Raw genomic sequence first — 19,398 nt, forward strand, 5'->3', positions numbered from 1 at the left:
CAATTGAACAAACCAATCATTGAATTTAAAAACGTATCAAAAGTTTTTGAAGATAATAATACAGTCGTCTTAAAAGATATCAATTTTGAATTAGAAGAAGGGAAGTTTTACACTCTTTTAGGTGCTTCTGGATCAGGAAAATCAACCATTCTAAATATCATCGCTGGCTTGTTGGATGCGTCCAGCGGTGATGTTTTTCTTGACGGCGTCCGAATCAACGATATTCCGACCAACAAACGTGATGTGCATACGGTGTTTCAGTCCTATGCCCTTTTTCCGCACATGACTGTTTTTGAAAATGTGGCATTTCCGTTGCGTTTGCGTAAAGTTGAAAAACAAGAAATAGAGCGACGGGTTGCAGAAGTCCTGAAAATGGTGCGTTTGGATGGTTTTGAGAAACGCTCTATTCGCAAATTGTCCGGTGGACAACGCCAACGAGTGGCTATTGCGCGTGCTATTGTCAATGAACCGCGAGTTGTTTTGCTGGACGAGCCTTTATCTGCACTGGATTTGAAGTTGCGAACAGACATGCAGTATGAATTACGTGAATTGCAGCAGCGTCTAGGGATTACTTTTGTTTTTGTCACCCACGACCAAGAAGAAGCTCTGGCCATGAGTGACTGGATTTTTGTTATGAATGAGGGAGAGATTGTCCAGTCGGGAACACCTGTTGATATATATGACGAACCTATCAATCATTTTGTAGCGACCTTTATCGGCGAATCTAATATTCTTCCAGGAAAGATGATTGAAGACTATCTGGTTGAGTTCAATGGCAAGCAATTCGAAGCAGTGGATGGAGGGATGCGTCCTAATGAGCAGGTGGAAGTGGTTATTCGTCCAGAAGATTTACAAATTACGCTCCCGGAAGAAGGAAAACTTCAAGTTAAGGTTGACACCCAGCTCTTCCGTGGAGTGCATTATGAAATCATCGCTTATGATGACTTGGGTAATGAGTGGATGATTCATTCGACTCGCAAGGCCATTGTCGGAGAGGAAATCGGGCTAGATTTTGAACCGGAAGATATTCATATTATGCGGCTCAATGAAACAGAAGAAGAGTTTGATGCTCGGATTGAAGAATATGTCGAGATGGAAGAGCAGGAAGCAGGCTTAATCAATGCTATTGAGGAGGAGCGCGATGAAGAAAACAACCTCTGATCTTTTTGTTGCTCCTTATATTCTTTGGATTCTATTGTTTGTATTAGCGCCTGTTGCCATGATTGTTTGGCAGTCGTTTTTCAATATTGAAGGTCACTTTACTCTTGAAAATTATAAGACCTACTTCGCTTCGCAAAATCTAACCTATCTTAAAATGAGTTTGAATTCGGTCTTGTATGCAGGAATTATCACAGTTGTTACCTTGGTAATTAGTTACCCTACTGCGTTTTTGTTGACACAATTAAAGCATAAACAGCTTTGGTTGATGCTCATTATTTTGCCGACATGGGTCAATCTACTTCTCAAAGCTTACGCTTTTATCGGGATTTTTGGACAAAATGGTTCAGTCAATCAGTTTTTAAGTTTTATCGGGATTGGTTCTCAGCAAATTTTGTTCACAGACTTTTCTTTTATTTTTGTTGCTAGTTATATTGAGCTACCCTTTATGATATTGCCGATTTTTAATGTTTTAGAGGATATGGATCAAAATCTGATCAATGCCAGCTATGATCTTGGTGCCAACCGTTGGGAAACCTTTTGTCGTGTCGTTTTTCCTTTATCTATGAATGGTGTGAGAAGTGGTGTGCAGTCTGTCTTTATTCCCAGCCTCAGTCTTTTTATGCTGACGCGTTTGATTGGTGGTAATCGCGTTATTACGCTAGGTACAGCTATTGAGCAGCATTTTTTGACTACACAAAATTGGGGCATGGGCTCAACCATTGGTGTTGTTTTGATTGTAGCCATGCTTATCATTATGTGGGCAACAAAAGAAAGGAGAGAACGATGAAAAAAACTGCTAGTATTTATTTAACAGTCGTCTTCTTAATTCTTTATTTGCCGATTTTTTATTTGATTGGCTATGCCTTTAATGCTGGTGACGATATGAACAAGTTCACAGGTTTTAGTCTAGCGCATTTTCAAAATATGTTTAGTGATACTCGCTTGATGCTAATTTTGGCACAAACCTTTTTTCTGGCTTTTTTGTCTTCTTTGATTGCCACAGCAATCGGAACGTTTGGTGCTATTTATATTTATCAGGCAAGAAAAAAATATCAAGAAGCCTTTTTGTCGGTCAATAATATTTTAATGGTAGCACCAGATGTTATGATTGGTGCGAGTTTCTTGATTTTATTTACAACCGTCAAATTTCAATTAGGTTTTCTATCAGTCTTAGCCAGTCATATTGCTTTTTCAATTCCTATCGTAGTCTTGATGATATTGCCACGGTTAAAAGAGATGAATGATGACATGATTAAGGCAGCCTATGATTTAGGAGCAAGCCAAGTTCAGATGCTCAAGGAAATCATGCTGCCTTATCTGACGCCAGCTATCATTGCCGGTTACTTTATGGCTTTCACCTACTCTCTAGATGACTTTGCTGTGACGTTCTTTGTGACAGGAAATGGTTTTTCAACCTTGTCGGTTGAGATTTACTCGCGTGCTCGTCAAGGAATTTCTCTAGAAATCAATGCTCTCTCTGCTTTGGTATTTCTTTTCAGTATTCTTTTGGTGATTGGTTATTATTTTATTTCTCGTGAGAAGGAGGATGCGGCATGAAAAAGCTTTATTCATTTTTAATGGGCATTGTTGCTATTATCCTTATCCTCTGGGGCTTGAGCCATCACATTGAAAGTCGGACAAAAATCGGTTCTGGTGACAAATTAGTCATCTACAATTGGGGAGATTACATTGATCCAGAATTATTGACGAAATTTACAAAAGAAACCGGTATCCAAGTTCAATATGAAACCTTTGATTCTAACGAATCCATGTACACGAAGATTAAGCAGGGCGGGACAACCTATGATATTGCCATTCCCAGTGAATACATGATTTCAAAAATGATGTCGGAACACTTACTAGAAAAGTTGGATCATTCTCAGATTAAAGGCTTAGAAAATATTGGAAAACGATTTTTAAATCAATCATTTGATCCCCGCAATCAATACTCTATTCCATACTTTTGGGGAACGCTAGGCATTGTTTACAACACGGAATTGGTCAAAACAGCACCTAAGCATTGGAGTGACTTGTGGCGATCTGAGTATAAAAACTCTATCATGATGATTGATGGAGCGCGTGAAGTAATGGGCGTTGGATTGAATGCATTAGGATATAGCTTAAATTCAAAGAATACCAAGCAATTGCAAGAGGCGGTTGATAAGCTCTATACGTTAACACCGAATATCAAAGCTATTGTTGCTGATGAGATGAAAGGCTATATGATTCAAAATAATGCTGCTATTGGTGTTAGTTTCTCTGGAGAGGCGCGGCAGATGCTGGATAAAAATCCGAAATTGCGTTATGTCGTACCGCCAGAAGCTAGCAATCTTTGGTTTGATAATATTGTCATTCCTAAGACGGTCAAAAATAAAAAGGCTGCCTATCAATTCATTAACTTTATGTTAAAACCTGAAAATGCCTATAAAAATGCTTTGTATGTTGGTTATTCTACCCCGAATGTACTAGCCAAAGCAATGCTTCCTAAAGAAGTGCAGGAAGATAGAGCCTTTTATCCAGATGAAGAAACGATGAAGCATTTGGAAGTCTATCGGCAATTAGGGGCGAAATGGTTGGGAATTTACAATGATTTATATCTTCAGGTGAAAATGTATCGGAAATGATACTCTGCAAAAATCTTTTCAAACTTCGTTAGCTTTGACAGCCCGAGAACTATGAAAGGTTGCAGATAAAGTGAATGCAGCGTAACAATCTAGAGGATTGTGAAAGGTGGCGATAAAAAACGAAGTTTTCGTCAGAAGTACTCTTTCAAGATAGACAAGCGAATCGTCTTGATACTTACTTCGCAAGTTCTATCCGCTACTCAAAGCCGTACTGTTGACACATCCTCATGGACGTTTCATCTCCAATCTCAAAAGCTCCACGGGAACTTTCGATTTATCTACGACTTGTCTTAGTTTGTTTTGTGATTTTCATTGAGTGTAAAATTAAATATAAAAAACGGAAGTTGAACAACTCTCGGACATTGGTCTGATGAGTAATCTTGCTTCCGTTATTTTTTAATTGCTAGAGCTTGATGATGTTGTATCCTTATCAGCACTGTCGCTGCTTGTTTGGCTAGAGCTAGTATCGCTTGATGTATTGCTAGACTGCGTAGTGTTAGAGCTAGCGCTACTTGTTTCTGTTTCGCCTTGACTAGTAGCAGTTGTGTTGTTAGAGCTAGGGGTCTCAGTTGTTGTTTCTTTCTGAATTTCTTTGATAATGGTTGTTTGTGTCGTCTGACTAGTTTTTGTTTTGTTATCAGATTTATTGTTATTCATGAAAGTCATGATGGTAATCGTTGCAGTGATAATCCCAAGGATACTCCCGATCGTAGCAAGGGTCTTCTGAAAAGCTGAGAGACCTTTTTTGATATGATGACGAGTAGGTGTTTTTTCTTCTTTAGTAGTTGAAGTTTTATTTTTTCGAGAATAATTTTCCATTGTCAGTTGATAATCTCCTTTCTCATCTTCATTATACCCTCTTTGTTTAAAATTGTCTTAAAAAAATTTAAAACATTGAAAATTTCATGTAAATTAATCGAAAGAGAATGTGGTTTTCTACTATAAGGACTAAAAAATCAGCTCAATTCTTGTCTGCCCTTGTTGACAGATGAAAAGAGCCGGTGTGATTATAAGGAAGGACTAGGAAAGATTTGCTTGTGCAACAGCTAATCGTGCAGCAGGGACACGATAAGGGGAGCAAGAAACATAAGTAATGCCAATGTCTTGGAAGAAAGGAATAGAAGTAGGATCTCCTCCGACTTCACCACAAACTCCAATTGGAAGATTGGGATTCACTTGGAGAGCCTTTGAAATGGCTATTTTCATGAGTTCCCCAACTCCAGTCTGGTCAATAGTTTGGAAAGGGTCAAACGACATAATTTCTTTGTCTTTGTAATGCTGGATAAATTTTCCAATATCATCACGAGAAAAGCCATAGGTCATTTGCGTTAAGTCATTGGTACCGAAACTAAAGAAATCTGCTTCTTCAGCCAGTTGGTCTGCAATAAAGCAGGCGCGCGGCAGTTCAATCATGGTGCCAATTTCATAAGGGAAAGGTTCAATATGATGCTTGTTGAAGATAGTTCCAATGTACTCAACCAGTAGCTTTTTGAGATAAACGAGTTCTGATTTTTCAGCAATCAGCGGAATCATGATTTCTGGCTTAATGACCATGCCTTCTTTTGCCAGTCTAATGGCACTGTTAAAAATAGCTTCTACCTGCATTTTATAAATTTGAGGCTGTGTAATTCCTAAACGACAACCACGATGTCCTAACATTGGATTTGTTTCTTGCAGGGAGGCAATTTTCTGTGTTAATGTCTCAGCAGAGATTTGTAGTTTTTCAGCCAATTGCTCAATTTCTGGTTTATTTTTTGGTAAAAATTCATGCATAGGCGGATCCAATAAACGGACAATCATCGGTTTATCCTGAATTGTTTGAAACATTTGATAGAAATCCTCTTCTTGGAAAGCCAAGAGTTTCTTTAAAGCGGAATTTGTTTCTACTTCGTTGTTTGATAAAATCAATCTGCGCATTTCTAAAATTCGTTTTTCACCAAAGAACATGTGCTCTGTACGAGCAAGGCCAATTCCTTTGGCACCAAATTGCATAGCTGTTTTTAAGTCTTGAATCGTTTCTGCATTTGCACGAACGCTCAGTTGAGCCACTTCGTCTGCCCAAGAAAGGAACAACTGTAATTCGTCGTTATTGTCAATCATAGTAGTTGGAATATTGCCCGTGTAGAGCTTGCCGGAAGTGCCATCTACAGAAAGGATGTCTCCCTCTCTTAGAGTCACTTTGTCGCATACAATTGTTTTATCGTATTCATTGATAGACAATTCGCCACATCCTGCGACACAACAAGTGCCCATGCCACGTGCTACAACGGCAGCATGAGAAGTCATTCCGCCATGACTAGTCACAATTGCTTGACTGACCACCATTCCTTCAATATCCTCGGGAGAAGTTTCTTGGCGAACCAAAATAACGTTTTTTCCTAGTGCATGAAGTTCTTTAGCCCGCTCGGCGGTAAAGACAATTTCTCCTGTTGCTGCGCCTGGACTAGCAGGAAGTCCTTGAGTCAAATAATGAGCTGATTTCAAAGCAGATTCTTCAAAAATAGGGTGAATCAGTTGGTTAATAGCAGAAGGACTGACTCGTAGGAGAGCTTCTTCTTTTGAAATCATTTTTTCATCGACTAGATTCAAAGCGATTTTTAAGCTTGCTTTAGCAGTACGCTTCCCATTTCGAGTTTGCAGGATGTACAATTTCTCCTTTTCAATGGTAAATTCAATATCCTGCATATCTTTGTAATGTTTTTCAAGAATCTTGGCATAGTTACAAAAGTCCTCATAGGCCTGTGGTAAGATTCGTTTAAGAGAGTCAATCGGTTCTGGAGTTCGAATACCAGCTACGACATCTTCCCCTTGAGCATTGAGTAGAAATTCCCCAAACAGATGATGTTCACCAGTGGCAGGATTTCTTGTGAAAACAACGCCTGTGCCGCTTTTTTGGTCGCTATTTCCAAACACCATGCTTTGAACATTGACAGCCGTTCCTAAATCGTGAGGAATTTGATTCAATTCGCGGTAAACTTTAGCGCGTGGATTGTTCCATGATTTGAACACAGCCTTGATAGCAGCGTAGAGTTGCTCTTTGGGACTCTGTGGGAAATTTTGGTAGTGCTCTTGATAAATCTCTTTATATTGTTGGATAAGTGATTGGTGCTCTTCTTTTGAAAAATCATTGATTGTTTTATTCAATTGCTTTTCGGTTTTTTCTAAGCATCGATCAAATTCCTCTTTGGGAATGCCGTAGACGACATCTGCAAACATCTGCAACAAACGGCGATAGCAATTATAAGCGAAATTAGCATTTGTTACGTCCGCTAAAGTCTGAACACGTAAGTCATTTAAACCAAGATTGAGAATGGTGTCCATCATACCAGGCATAGAAATTTTTGCACCGCTACGAACGGAAACTAGTAGTAGCGAGGACTCATTGCCCATAAAAAATTTATTTGTCTTGCTTTCTAAGTTCGTAATCGCTTTCAAAACTTCCTCTTTTAAAATAGATTCAAAAAAAGAAGGAGTTTCTAAATAACGTAGACAACTTTGAGTTGTAATGGTAAAGCCTTCTGGCACTGGGAGCCCTAAATGAGTCATTTCTGCCAAATTAGCCCCTTTACCACCTAATAAGGCTTTATCACTAGCACGTCCTTCATCAAAAAAATAAATCCATTTATCCATTTTTGCCTCCGATTGATTAAATATGCGTCATATTAAACGACAGATACATTGTAATATATAGCATATATGTTTGTCAACAGAAAAGAATCAGTCATAAATCATTGACAATCAGAATTTATTTGTTATAATATGACACATAATGATGATTATTAAAGATTGAAGTTTTTAAAAGGAGTAACAGTTGAAATTAACAAAGCGACAAAAAGAAATTGTAGAAATTGTGAAAAAGGATCAGCCAGTCAGCGGGGAAAAAATATCAGAGCTGTTAGATGTATCTAGGGCGACCTTACGCTCAGATTTATCCTTTCTAACCTTAGTAGGGATTTTAAAAGCAAGCCCGAAAGTTGGCTACACTTATTCTGGTTCAGATTTGGAAACTCTCTTTTTCTTTGATACTTTTCAGAAGAAAGTAGAGGATGTGATGACCTCCCCCGTATTAGTAACACATGATTCTTTTATTCAAGATGCTATTATCACATTATTTATGTATGATGCAGATGTTCTCTATGTGATAGATGAAAAGAAGCAGCTGCAAGGCATTTTATCACGAAAGGATTTGTTAAGGGCTGCCCTCAATGCCAATATTGATGTGACCCCAGTAGCCGTTTGCATGACCAGAATGCCACATATTAAGACTTGCCATAAGGATTTGAATATTCTTGAAGCAGCTGCACTTTTGCAGGACTTCGCCATTGATTCATTGCCTGTTGTGGAGGAGCAAAATGAAGCTCACATTATAGGAACAATTACTAAGTCGGCTTTGCTGAACTTTATTATCCAAGAAGCAAGAAATGCTGAAGTAAATCGCTAAAAAAGGAGTTTTCATGAAAAAAGAGATTACTATTTATACTATTTCTGATTCTTTGGGAGGAACATCCCAAAAATTATTATCAGCCGTCATGGCTCAATATCCAGATTTGATTTTCAATAATAGTTATCGATTCCCATTTATTAATAAGGAATCTGAATTGTTAGATATTTTGCAAGATGCTATCAAAGATGATGCAGTTGTTATCAGCACTTTGGTAGATAGCCATTTAGCAGCAGCAGCTAGAGAATTTAGTAGAGTCAATCATTTATCCTATCTAGATTTGATGAATCCATTCTTTGAAATCATCAAGGAAAAAACGGATACTCAACCTATTGAAGTTCCAGGTGTTCTACATCGTTTGGATACGGAATATTTCAACAAAATATCTGCGATTGAATTTGCTGTTAAATATGATGACGGCAAGAACCCGCAAGGATTTTTGGAGTCAGACCTTGTGATTCTGGGAGTTTCTCGAACTTCCAAGACTCCACTCAGTATCTATTTAGCTAATAAAGGCTATAAAGTATCAAATCTTCCCTTGATCCCTGAAGTTCCACTACCACAAGTTTTAGATAAAGTAGATAAAAGAAGAATGATTGGGTTGGTCTGTGATCCGGATAAATTGGCTAAAGTGAGAAGCAATCGCTTGGATGCGCTCGGTTTGACACAAGTTACAAGCTATACAGATGTAGAAAAAATTTATGAAGAACTAGATTATTCCAAGAAAGTTTTTCAAAAGCATCAGGCTTATATCATCAATATTACCGATAAATCTATTGAAGAAACGGCTTGCATTATTGAAGAACATTTGAAATCTCTGTCTTCAAATAAGTATTAAATATAGTATTGTATTGAAATGAGGTGAACGAATGGAGCAATACAAACGAATTCTATTAAAAGAGTTTGATTCTAAGCAAAAGGTCATCACAGAGTTAATCAATCTGGAAGCCATTTTAAATTTACCAAAGGGAACCGAGTTGTACCTTAGTGATATTCATGGTGAGTTTGAGGCTTTTGACTATATCTTGAGAACCTGTGCAGGAAACCTGAACGAAAAAATCAATGATTGCTTTGGAGAGAAATTATCAAAAGAGGAAAAAGACAAGCTGACCTTACTAATTGCGTATCCTCAGGAAGTTTTGAGCGATGGGTTCCTTTATCCTTTGAAAGATAAAAGTTGGTATGGAGAAATCATTCAAAATCTGTTGACTTTGCTAGCTTTTGTAGCAGCCAAATACACACGCTCTAAAGTAAGGAAAGCCTTGCCGCCACAATATGCTTACATTATTGAGGAATTGCTTTACACTGATAGAAATCTGCCGGATAGCAATATTTATTTTGAAACGATTCAGAACTATTTGATTGATTTAGGTGAAGCAAATCAGTTTATTTCGACATTATCAACGGTCATTCGGCAATTAATCATTGATCATCTTCACATAGTTGGTGATATTTTTGATCGCGGAGCAGCAGCGGATAAAGTAATGAATGAACTCATGGCTTATCATTCTGTTGATATTCAGTGGGGCAACCACGACATTATCTGGATGGGGGCTTTCTTCGGCTCAAAAGAATGTTTACTCATTCTCTTACGAATAGCTGCTAGGTACGGGTATCTTTACGATATTGAGCGAGCTTATGGTCTTAATCTAAGACCACTCGTCCTCTTTGCTGAAAAGACTTATTCGGAAAATGCAAAATTCAAACCTAAGTTAGGAAAAAGAAGTGACGATTATTCTCCTGAGGAAATTCTTCAGTTGGAGAAGATTCACCAAGCTTTAGCGATTATCCAGTTTAAATTGGAAAATCAGCTCATCAAAAGACGACCAGAATTTAATATGTCTCAACACCTTACTCTGGATAAGATTGATTACTGGGAAGAGAGTGTCATGATAGAAGAGAAGAAGCATTTCTTAGCTAATACTTGTTTTCAAACGATTAATCCCCAAAAGCCAGAGGAATTAACGGATGAGGAAGAAGAAGTGGTTGCTACTTTGCTGGATTCATTCCAGCATTCTATTCAGCTCAAGAACCAGATTTCTTTTTTGATGAACAAGGGTTCCATGTATAAGATTTATAACAATCATCTCCTGTTTCATGGCTGTATCCCTCTAGAGACATCAGGAGACTTTCAACCTTTGCAAATCAATCAAATCCGCTATGCTGGTAAAGAATTGCTCGACTTTTTTGAATACCATATTCGAGAAAGTTCTAAAAATCCAGAAATTCAGAACGATTTCTCAACTGATCTTATCTGGTACTGTTGGAATGGGAAGTTGTCTCCTTTGTTTGGTAAAGACAAAATGACAACTCTAGAACGTTATTTTATCGAGGATAAACAGACGCACGTTGAAAAAGAAAATCCTTATTTTTCTTATCGGAATTCTGCCAATATATGCAAGTTAATTTTAGAAGAATTTGGGCTTTTTTCAGAACATTCTAGGATTGTAAATGGGCACACACCTGTGAAAACGCTGAAGGGAGAATCGCCGATTCGAGGTGAAGGAATGCTGTTCGTTATTGATGGTGGTTTGTGCGAAGCTTATCAAAAGAAAACAGGAATTGCTGGCTATTCCTTGCTTAATAATTCTTATGGTTTCCAAATTGTGACGCATCAACCTTTCCAAAACGTCCAAAAAATGATTGAGGAAGCTTTAGATTTATCTTCCTTGAAGAGAGTAATTGAGCACGTTCGCGAACGAACCTTGATAAAATCAACGACAATTGGGCAAAGCCTCATTGAACAACAACAGGAATTATCTGTTCTTTTACATGAATTTTATGACTATTAAGAAAATAATATAGTTGTCATCTCTCTAAGTTTTCCGCTTAGAGAGCTTTTATTTACGACTTTCTCTGTTGTTCCTATTTCTTTTTCATGTTACAATAAGGGTATTGAAATATAGAGGTTTAAGATGATTTATTTAGATAATTCGGCAACTACAAAGCCTTACCCAGAGGCTTTGGCTACTTATACAGAAGTTGCTTCAAAAATCTGGGGGAACCCTTCCAGTCTTCATAGTTTGGGTAGTCAAGCAACGCGCTTGTTAGATGCATCACGCAAGCAGATTGCAGGTCTTTTAGGTAAATCTTCTCAGGAGATTTTTTTTACGTCTGGAGGGACAGAAGGAGATAATTGGGTTATCAAGGGTGTGGCTTTTGAAAAAGCACGCTATGGCAAGCATCTCATTGTATCTGCTATTGAGCATCCAGCAGTGAAAGAATCCGCACTCTGGCTGAAAGAGCAAGGATTTGAAATAGACTTTGCACCTGTCGATAACAAAGGTTTTGTAGAGGTTGAAAAATTAGCAGACCTTATCCGACCAGATACTACTCTAGTTTCTGTCATGGCTATCAACAATGAAATCGGTTCTGTTCAGCCGATTAAAGCTATTTCAAAGCTTTTAGCGGACAGGCCAACAGTTTCTTTTCATGTGGATGCGGTTCAAGCCATAGCCAAGATTTCAACAGAAAATTATTTAACTGATCGCGTGGACTTTGCGACGTTTTCTAGCCATAAATTTCATGGTTTACGTGGTGTTGGATTTGTCTATATCAAATCTGGCAAGAAAATTTGTCCGCTGTTGAATGGTGGTGGTCAAGAATCAGATAAGCGATCTACGACTGAAAATTTGGCGGGTATTGCAGCAACTGCAAAAGCCTTGCGCTTGTCTATGGAAAATTTGGAAACGTTCACCACACGAACCTCTAAGATGAAAGAGATTATTCTAGAAGAGCTAGCTAAATACCCTGATGTAACAATTTTTTCAGGAATAGAAAATTTTGCGCCCCATATTTTGACTTTCGGAATTAAAGGCGTACGAGGTGAAGTGGTAGTTCATGCTTTTGAAGAGTATGACATTTATATCTCTACTACGAGTGCTTGTTCCTCTAAAGCGGGCAAACCAGCTGGAACTTTGATAGCCATGGGTGTTGAAAAATCCCTAGCTCAAACTGCTGTTCGGATTAGTCTGGATGCAGATAATGATATGAGTCAGATTGAGCAATTTCTAACAACGTTCAAAATCATTTATGAAAAAACTAGAAAAGTAAGGTAAACAAATGGAGTATTCAGAAATTATGGTTCGCTACGGCGAGCTTTCAACTAAAGGAAAAAATCGAATGCGCTTCATTAACAAATTGAAACGCAATATGCAAGCAGTCCTGTCTATTTATCCAGAGGTTCATGTGAAAGCAGATCGAGATCGCGCACATGTCTATCTTCATGGAACGGCTTATCAACCAGTCGCAGAATCCCTCAAACAAATTTTTGGGCTTCAAAATTTTTCTCCGTCTTATAAAGTTGAGAAGTCTGTTCCTGCTTTGATTGAAGCGGTACAGACAATTATGAAAGAAATTTATAAAGAGGGAATGACGTTTAAGATTGCCAGCAAACGTAGCGACCACAATTTTGAATTGGATAGCCGTGAGCTGAATCAAACTCTTGGAAATGCCGTGTTTGATGCCATCCCACATGTTCAAGTCAAGATGAAAGCGCCGGATATTATCCTACAAGTGGAAATACGTGAGGAAGCAGCTTATCTGTCTTATGAAACAATCCGTGGAGCAGGTGGGCTTCCTGTTGGGACATCTGGAAAAGGGATGTTGATGCTGTCAGGCGGAATTGACTCCCCGGTTGCGGGCTATCTAGCCCTTAAACGTGGAGTGGATATTGAAGCGGTTCACTTTGCGAGCCCGCCTTATACAAGTCCAGGTGCTCTTAAAAAGGCGCAGAATTTGACACGCAAGTTAACCAAATTTGGTGGTAATATCCAATTTATTGAAGTGCCATTTACGGAAATTCAAGAAGAAATCAAAGCGAAAGCACCAGAAGCTTATCTGATGACCTTAACTCGTCGTTTTATGATGCGGATCACGGATCGGATTCGTGAAGAACGCGGTGGGCTCGTTATCATCAACGGAGAAAGTCTTGGTCAAGTTGCTAGCCAAACGCTAGAGAGTATGCAAGCGATCAATGCTGTCACCAATACTCCAATTATTCGTCCAGTCGTGACTATGGATAAACTAGAAATCATTGACATTGCTGAAAAGATTGATACATTTAATATCTCGATTCAACCCTTTGAAGATTGTTGCACCATTTTTGCACCAGACCGTCCGAAAACCAATCCAAAGATAAAAAATGCCGAGCAATATGAGGCACGTATGGATGTCGAAAACTTGGTAGAACGTGCTGTGGCAGGCATTGTGATTACAGAAATCACACCGGAAGCAGAGATCGACGAAGTGGATGAGCTAATTGAGGAATTGTTGTAGCGAAAATTGTTTTGCCCTTGCTTAAAAATGCATTAGATAGCTACCTTTTGATAAAAAATACTTGTCAAACTATTCTGGAAGTGCTATACTTATAGAGTTGACTATGCACATTCCTGTGCAACCGCTCGAACATCGTAGCTCGCATTTAGTGAGTATTAAGTGGTTCGTCCCACGATGCTAGGCGAGTCTTCACAAAAATACGGGGAAACCCCAAAAAATCATAGGAGGTGCATAATGAGCACATACGCAATCGTTAAAACTGGCGGAAAACAAGTTAAAGTTGAAGTTGGTCAAGCTATCTACGTTGAAAAATTGGATGTTGAAGCTGGTCAAGAAGTGACTTTTAACGAAGTTGTTCTTGTTGGTGGTGATAAAACTGTTGTCGGAACTCCAATTGTTGCTGGAGCTACTGTAGTTGGAACTGTTGAAAAACAAGGAAAACAAAAGAAAGTTGTTACTTACAAGTACAAACCTAAAAAAGGTAGCCACCGCAAACAAGGTCACCGTCAACCATATACTAAAGTTGTCATCAACGCAATCAACGCTTAATTTATAGGAGAACACATGATACAGGCAGTCTTTGAGAAAGCCGAAGATGGCGAGCTGAGGAGTGCGGAAATTACTGGACACGCCGAAAGTGGCGAATACGGCTTTGATGTCGTGTGTGCATCGGTTTCTACGCTTGCCATAAATTTCATCAATTCAATTGAAAAATTTGCAGGTTACGAACCAATCTTAGAATTAAACGAAGAAGAAGGCGGATTTTTACGAGTAGAAATACCGACGGATGTTCCGCCACACCAGAGAGAAATGACTCAACTTTTCTTTGAATCATTCTTCTTGGGAATGGCAAACTTATCAGAGGACTCATCTGAGTTCGTCCAAACCAGAGTTATCACAGAAAACTAACACGGAGGAAAAACACTATGTTAAAAATGAATCTTGCAAACTTGCAACTTTTCGCCCACAAAAAAGGTGGAGGTTCAACGTCAAACGGACGTGATTCACAAGCAAAACGTCTTGGAGCTAAAGCAGCTGACGGACAAACTGTAACTGGAGGATCTATCCTTTACCGTCAACGCGGTACTCACATCTACCCAGGTGTTAACGTTGGCCGTGGTGGAGACGATACATTGTTCGCGAAAGTAGAAGGCGTTGTACGCTTTGAACGCAAAGGTCGCGATAAAAAACAAGTTTCTGTTTATCCAATCGCGAAATAAAATGTAAAGACCCTTACACCTATGGTGTGGGCCTTTCTTTTGAAGCTGGTAATCTGAAAAGAAGAGAAAGTATACATAAAATAATTATAAATCATCTATATTCTAAGATAGCTGTAAATTTTTTGCAGCTATCTTTGTTTTGACTACATTTTTTATATGTTTTTTATGTATTTTATAATAATATTAGTTGAATTATTCGGAACAGCAAAGTATAATATAATATGTAGGTTTATTCAATTTTTTAAGGATTGATAACAGTTTTATATAGTCTGTTACCAATCCATTTCCTAAATAAAAAATTGTATGAATATTTCACAACGAAAGGAATGCACAAGGTGAAAAGTTTTAAACTTTATAATGGGAAACGAGATAAATTCTCTTTGCGGAAGAAGAATGTCGGTCTGGTTTCCATTGCTATTGCTACTCTAGCTCTTTATGGAATTGTAGGAGGAAGTCAAACGACTTATGCTGAAGAGCAAAACAGTACTAGCGGTCAAGTTACAAGTGTCTCTGCTCCCACAGAGGATGCAAAGACAGAAAAAGTATCTACTACTACATCATCAACGGTAACAGAAGCTTCTTCAGCTAGTAGTTTTTCAAGAGTAGAAAATACAAGCGTGAGTAGTACTCAGACTGCCTCAGAATTTCAAAATTCTAGTACAGAAAGTGCTCCGTCAGAGAATTCATCAATGTCAAGCGATGGTAGTTTGTCAACAAATGGAGAATCTTCAAAATCAGCTAAAACTCCAAATATTGAGGGAACAACTCCTGAAAACACAGCGCCAAAGTCTGACGAAACAATTGTTGAAAGCACAATACCTAAAACACGAGCGGCACGTACCCGTAGAAGTGTCGCAGAATCTTCTTCTCATATTTCAAACTTTTCAGTAACAGTTACGACAAAAGACGGAACAGTTATGAATGCGGGAGATACGAAAACCCTACCTGCTCAAGAAGTTTCTTTCGAAAAGGTTCAAATGACTTTTAAAATTAAGCAGGATGGAACGCTGAAAGCTGGAGATAAGATTCGGATTCCAGTCAAACTGGAAAATAACGCTTATGCTGCTTATTATGCAAATCTTGGCTCTGGGACAGCAGAAACGATTCCTGGTGTTGGAACTATCAAATTTGATTTTTCTAAAAAAGACGATCTTGCTTATGAGATTACATTGAATAGTGAATTTGCATCACTTTCAAAGGGGCAAGAAAAAACGGTTAATGTTAATTTTAGTGCTGCAAATGGTGCCAAATTTACGGCTCAAAAAAGTAAAAATAATATTGTATTGAACATTAACGGATCAACTTTTACTTTTAAACCTGTACAGAGAACATTTCCTAAATCTGAGGGAAATTTTGCTGTGTACAACGGTGCTAGTAGTGATGCGGCAAATTCAATCAAAATAGGTACTTCAACTGGTGATGCAAACTATTATAACAACATGCTATCTAGTGATGGTCAAACACCAGGAAATACAAATATTCCCAAGGGAGATATCATCACTATTCATCGCATAAAACTAGAAAATGGTTCAAAGATTATTAAAATAAATCCAGAGCCTCATCGCATCACTAGTACTTTAGCTATTAGTGAAGATGGTAAATACCTTGTTAAGAATGATACATCTACATCTATACCAATTACTAACGAAAATGAAAATAAGTTAATTACTCTTCCACCTAAATCAACAGATGCAGATATTTTAAAGGCATTAAAGAAAGCAGGAAAAAATTCTTCAGTTGTCATTGATAATGGTGATGGTACCTACACTATTGCCACTAACTTAGGTAAAATGATTGGTGAAGGTGCGACGACTTATCATGATATTCATCCTGCAGATGATTATGGAACGTTTGGAGATCGATATCAGGAAATTGATAGGACTGATGTGGTGAATGCTAAAGTAAATTCTATTTTAGCTAAAACATCTGCTATTCAGGGTACAGGGCATTCGACTCGACTTATGTTTGCGGATTCCTCGATTAATAATACGATTACTGGTAATTCCAAAAGTTATAGTGTAAATGATGATGGAACTGAAAATGAAATTAAATCAGAAAAGATTAGTGCTACTACTAAGCCGTCTAATGCACGTTCAGAAGGTCAAACAAAGATAACTGTACAGTATGTAGATACAGCTGGGAACCAAATTGCAACACAAACTTACCAATATGGTTATCCAGGAGGTCCATTACATGCGCAGTCACCTAATTTTACTGCTAAACCGCAAAATATACCTGGTTATACACTTGTAACTACGCCTAAGTCAATTCCTTCTATACAAGGAACCCAATTAACAGGAAATCAATCGATAGCTTTTAATAGTTCTGATCAAGTCTTTTATTACGTCTATACTGTTAATAAATCTAACGCTAAGGTGACTTATATTGATGATGATGACAATCATAAAGTTCTTGAAACAAAAGAATTAACTGGTGATTATAATACAACGGATCCATACAGAACAACTGAAACAATTAAAAAATATACGGATAAAAATTATGAATTAGTTTCAGATAATTATCCAGCAGATGGTGTAAAATATAATGATAAGCTTCAAACCTTTGAAGTTCATTTAAAACATAAAGTTAAAACTGAAACTCAGACTAAGACAGTTAAAGAAACCATTAAATATATTTATGCAAAAGATAGTGCTACAGCAGCTCCAACTTATACTACTGAATTAAAATTTACCAGAACAGCAACTACCGATTTAGTTACAAATGTTACAACTGGAGACTGGACAGCAGAAAATGGAACAAGTTTTGCAGCCGTAACATCACCAGCAATCAAAGGTCACACTCCAGACTTAGCGGAAGTTCCAGCAGTTGACAATATTACGGCTAACAGTGCCAATATCGAAAAGACAGTCGTTTACAAAGCTAATCCAGCTAGTGCAAAGGTAACTTATATCGATGACACAACAGGGGAAACGCTTGAAACGAAGGATTTGAATGGTTTTTATGGGCAGACTGATCCTTATCGAACAGCTGAAACCATTAAGACGTATACCGATCGAAATTATGAACTTTATTCAGACAATTATCCAACAAATGGTGTGACTTACAATACTACTTATCAAAAATTTGAAGTTCATCTACGTCATAAGACAGCTCCAGTTGAAGAAACAAAGACTGTCACAGAGACCATCAAGTATGTTTATGAAAATGGTGACCAAGCAGCTACTCCTAAAGTCCAAAAATTAGACTTTAAACGTACGAATACAAAAGATTTAGTTACTGGGAAAATCTCTCAAGAGGGGGTATGGGCTCCCTCAACAGGTACTTTCTCAGAAGTGGTTTCTCCAACGGTTGATGGTTATACACCAGATAAATCAAAAGTTGATGCAGTAACTATTACCGCTGCTCACTCTGATATCCATGTTACAGTTACCTATAAAGCTGATAAGCAAAAAGTGACTTACACCATCATTGATGATACTGCTCATAAAACGCTGAAAGATAAGGAAGTGCTGACTAGCGGAGATTCAGATACTCCTCTTTCAGATAGTGCACGAGCAAAATATGATTCAATCGTGAATGCTTATCTGGCCCAAGGCTATGAATTGGTTTCAAAAGACCCACTTCCAGCTAAGTTCGATCTTGATAGCAGTCATGATCAAAACGTAACGGTTCACTTGAAGCATGGCACAACTGATATCCAAGAAACAAAGAAAGTGAGCTTGACAGTTCGTTATCATGGAGCGGGTAGTCAAACGCCAGCTAATAATGTACAAACAGCAACGTGGACACGCACAGTAACGAAAGATAAGATCACAGGCACTGAAGTTTCGGCTACAGCTTGGACCAGTGACAAAGCTAATTATGACGCTGTGCCATCCCCAGTGATTCCAGGTTATAGGGTAGATGTTGCGACTGTTCCATCAGAGACAGTCACTCAAGAGGATATTGTCAAGGATGTGCATTACACTGCGAATCCAGTGACTCCAGACAAGCCAACACCTCCAGTAGTTCCGTCAGTCTCGGACAAACCAACACCTCCAACTTTGACGGTTGTACAAACACCTCCGACCAAACCAGCTCCAGCGAAAGAAAAGTTTTTACCAAGTACAGGTGATGTACAAGATGGTTCAACTCTTACAATGCTGACAGGTATCGGTTTACTTTTATCAGCTTTAGGTTTAGTTGGTCGTTGTAAAAAAGAAGATTGATGAACCTTTTGTAAACATATAAAAGTAAACTAAAGGTTGAATCATTCGATAGAAAGGATAAGCTTTACAAGCAACTTGGCATAGTTGATTTGTGAAGCTTCCTTTTTTTGTTAAAAGATTGAAACAAGATGCTTGACAAAAGAAAGGCTTCATGGTTTAATATACCCCATAAGGGTATAAATGGAGGTGCTTATGTTTCACTTATTTACGAAAATAGATAGTATTTCTACAAGTGAATTGGAACAAAAATTAAAAAAGAAAATTCAACTGCTAGATGTGCGAACGCCGTCTGAATATCGGCGTGGTCATATCAAAGGCGCAAAGAATGTCCCACTCAATGAAATCGCAAGATACACGCCAGCAACAAATGAAACACTGTATGTCATTTGCCATTCCGGTGTGCGGAGCAAAATGGCAGCCAAAAAGTTAAAGAAAAAAGGCTACGATGTTGTCAATGTTCAAGGCGGTATGAGTGCTTGGACCGGAAAAGTTGTTTAAAAGTGATA

General features: G+C 38.2%; 16 protein-coding genes and 1 other annotated feature. Of the genes, 14 read left to right on the forward strand and 2 right to left on the reverse strand.

From position 1 onward, the window contains the following. Window positions 1-3 precede the first annotated feature (3 nt). The 4 genes from HMPREF1514_RS01795 to HMPREF1514_RS01810 are packed head-to-tail and all read left to right on the forward strand — an operon-like array spanning window position 4 to window position 3,785. The gene (locus HMPREF1514_RS01795) at window positions 4-1,161 is read left to right on the forward strand and encodes an ABC transporter ATP-binding protein (protein WP_003068788.1); all 1,158 of its coding nucleotides are present in this window, start codon (window positions 4-6) and stop codon (window positions 1,159-1,161) included. Next, the gene (locus tag HMPREF1514_RS01800; protein ID WP_037596882.1) at window positions 1,142-1,948 is read left to right on the forward strand and encodes an ABC transporter permease; all 807 of its coding nucleotides are present in this window, start codon (window positions 1,142-1,144) and stop codon (window positions 1,946-1,948) included. Before HMPREF1514_RS01795 ends, HMPREF1514_RS01800 begins: the two co-directional genes overlap by 20 nt. After that, window positions 1,945-2,718 carry an ABC transporter permease gene (locus HMPREF1514_RS01805; protein WP_003068790.1) on the forward strand — a complete coding sequence of 258 codons (774 nt, stop codon included), beginning with the start codon at window positions 1,945-1,947 and terminating at the stop codon, window positions 2,716-2,718. Before HMPREF1514_RS01800 ends, HMPREF1514_RS01805 begins: the two co-directional genes overlap by 4 nt. Further along, window positions 2,715-3,785, forward strand: coding sequence for an ABC transporter substrate-binding protein (locus tag HMPREF1514_RS01810; RefSeq protein ID WP_037596883.1), 1,071 nt, complete (start codon window positions 2,715-2,717; stop codon window positions 3,783-3,785). Before HMPREF1514_RS01805 ends, HMPREF1514_RS01810 begins: the two co-directional genes overlap by 4 nt. A 396-nt stretch (window positions 3,786-4,181) precedes the next feature. Here HMPREF1514_RS01810 and HMPREF1514_RS01815 read toward each other — a convergent pair whose 3' ends face one another. Beyond that, window positions 4,182-4,604 carry a DUF6556 family protein gene (locus tag HMPREF1514_RS01815; protein WP_037596884.1) on the reverse strand — a complete coding sequence of 141 codons (423 nt, stop codon included), beginning with the start codon at window positions 4,602-4,604 and terminating at the stop codon, window positions 4,182-4,184. 201 nt (window positions 4,605-4,805) lie between these two features. Then, window positions 4,806-7,415, reverse strand: coding sequence for a pyruvate, phosphate dikinase (gene ppdK / locus HMPREF1514_RS01820; RefSeq protein WP_037596885.1), 2,610 nt, complete (start codon window positions 7,413-7,415; stop codon window positions 4,806-4,808). Window positions 7,416-7,596: 181 nt separating this feature from the next. Between ppdK and HMPREF1514_RS01825 the strand changes: the two genes are divergently transcribed. The 10 genes from HMPREF1514_RS01825 (at window position 7,597) to HMPREF1514_RS01870 (ending at window position 19,390) form a co-directional block, all read left to right on the forward strand. Next, window positions 7,597-8,226 carry a CBS domain-containing protein gene (locus HMPREF1514_RS01825; RefSeq protein WP_037596886.1) on the forward strand — a complete coding sequence of 210 codons (630 nt, stop codon included), beginning with the start codon at window positions 7,597-7,599 and terminating at the stop codon, window positions 8,224-8,226. 13 nt (window positions 8,227-8,239) lie between these two features. Continuing rightward, the gene (locus HMPREF1514_RS01830; RefSeq protein WP_037596887.1) at window positions 8,240-9,064 is read left to right on the forward strand and encodes a pyruvate, water dikinase regulatory protein; all 825 of its coding nucleotides are present in this window, start codon (window positions 8,240-8,242) and stop codon (window positions 9,062-9,064) included. 31 nt (window positions 9,065-9,095) lie between these two features. After that, entirely contained in the window at window positions 9,096-11,018 is a 1,923-nt protein-coding gene (locus HMPREF1514_RS01835) for a fructose-bisphosphatase class III (protein ID WP_037596889.1), read from the forward strand. Between the two features lie 123 nt (window positions 11,019-11,141). After that, window positions 11,142-12,284 (forward strand): cysteine desulfurase family protein, encoded by a 1,143-nt coding sequence (locus tag HMPREF1514_RS01840; protein WP_003068801.1) that lies wholly within the window; start codon window positions 11,142-11,144, stop codon window positions 12,282-12,284. 4 nt (window positions 12,285-12,288) lie between these two features. Further along, window positions 12,289-13,503, forward strand: a complete 1,215-nt coding sequence (gene thiI / locus HMPREF1514_RS01845) for a tRNA uracil 4-sulfurtransferase ThiI (RefSeq protein ID WP_003068803.1) — start codon at window positions 12,289-12,291, stop codon at window positions 13,501-13,503. Window positions 13,504-13,612: 109 nt separating this feature from the next. After that, window positions 13,613-13,702 (forward strand) — a sequence feature (ribosomal protein L21 leader region). Window positions 13,703-13,737: 35 nt separating this feature from the next. Then, window positions 13,738-14,052 (forward strand): 50S ribosomal protein L21, encoded by a 315-nt coding sequence (gene rplU / locus HMPREF1514_RS01850; RefSeq protein ID WP_003068805.1) that lies wholly within the window; start codon window positions 13,738-13,740, stop codon window positions 14,050-14,052. Window positions 14,053-14,067: 15 nt separating this feature from the next. Continuing rightward, entirely contained in the window at window positions 14,068-14,412 is a 345-nt protein-coding gene (locus HMPREF1514_RS01855) for a ribosomal-processing cysteine protease Prp (protein WP_037596891.1), read from the forward strand. Between the two features lie 17 nt (window positions 14,413-14,429). After that, window positions 14,430-14,723, forward strand: coding sequence for a 50S ribosomal protein L27 (rpmA, locus tag HMPREF1514_RS01860; RefSeq protein ID WP_003032879.1), 294 nt, complete (start codon window positions 14,430-14,432; stop codon window positions 14,721-14,723). A gap of 335 nt (window positions 14,724-15,058) precedes the next feature. Further along, the gene (locus tag HMPREF1514_RS01865) at window positions 15,059-18,892 is read left to right on the forward strand and encodes a mucin-binding protein (protein ID WP_051426766.1); all 3,834 of its coding nucleotides are present in this window, start codon (window positions 15,059-15,061) and stop codon (window positions 18,890-18,892) included. A gap of 192 nt (window positions 18,893-19,084) precedes the next feature. Next, window positions 19,085-19,390, forward strand: a complete 306-nt coding sequence (locus HMPREF1514_RS01870; RefSeq protein WP_037596896.1) for a rhodanese-like domain-containing protein — start codon at window positions 19,085-19,087, stop codon at window positions 19,388-19,390. The last annotated feature ends 8 nt before the right edge of the window (window positions 19,391-19,398 follow it).

Origin of the sequence: Streptococcus sp. AS20 (assembly GCF_000524255.1) — a bacterium.
Classification (GTDB): domain Bacteria; phylum Bacillota; class Bacilli; order Lactobacillales; family Streptococcaceae; genus Streptococcus; species Streptococcus constellatus.

Bases quoted from the DNA above. Each gene is read 5' to 3' on its own strand.
- thiI (WP_003068803.1), top strand. From the start codon at position 12,289: ATGGAGTATTCAGAAATTATGGTTCGCTACGGCGAGCTTTCAACTAAA.
- HMPREF1514_RS01855 (WP_037596891.1), top strand. From the start codon at position 14,068: ATGATACAGGCAGTCTTTGAGAAAGCCGAAGATGGCGAGCTGAGGAGT.
- HMPREF1514_RS01830 (WP_037596887.1), top strand. From the start codon at position 8,240: ATGAAAAAAGAGATTACTATTTATACTATTTCTGATTCTTTGGGAGGA.
- rpmA (WP_003032879.1), top strand. From the start codon at position 14,430: ATGTTAAAAATGAATCTTGCAAACTTGCAACTTTTCGCCCACAAAAAA.
- HMPREF1514_RS01810 (WP_037596883.1), top strand. From the start codon at position 2,715: ATGAAAAAGCTTTATTCATTTTTAATGGGCATTGTTGCTATTATCCTT.
- HMPREF1514_RS01805 (WP_003068790.1), top strand. From the start codon at position 1,945: ATGAAAAAAACTGCTAGTATTTATTTAACAGTCGTCTTCTTAATTCTT.
- rplU (WP_003068805.1), top strand. From the start codon at position 13,738: ATGAGCACATACGCAATCGTTAAAACTGGCGGAAAACAAGTTAAAGTT.
- HMPREF1514_RS01870 (WP_037596896.1), top strand. From the start codon at position 19,085: ATGTTTCACTTATTTACGAAAATAGATAGTATTTCTACAAGTGAATTG.
- HMPREF1514_RS01840 (WP_003068801.1), top strand. From the start codon at position 11,142: ATGATTTATTTAGATAATTCGGCAACTACAAAGCCTTACCCAGAGGCT.
- HMPREF1514_RS01800 (WP_037596882.1), top strand. From the start codon at position 1,142: ATGAAGAAAACAACCTCTGATCTTTTTGTTGCTCCTTATATTCTTTGG.
- HMPREF1514_RS01815 (WP_037596884.1), bottom strand. From the start codon at position 4,604: ATGGAAAATTATTCTCGAAAAAATAAAACTTCAACTACTAAAGAAGAA.
- HMPREF1514_RS01835 (WP_037596889.1), top strand. From the start codon at position 9,096: ATGGAGCAATACAAACGAATTCTATTAAAAGAGTTTGATTCTAAGCAA.
- ppdK (WP_037596885.1), bottom strand. From the start codon at position 7,415: ATGGATAAATGGATTTATTTTTTTGATGAAGGACGTGCTAGTGATAAA.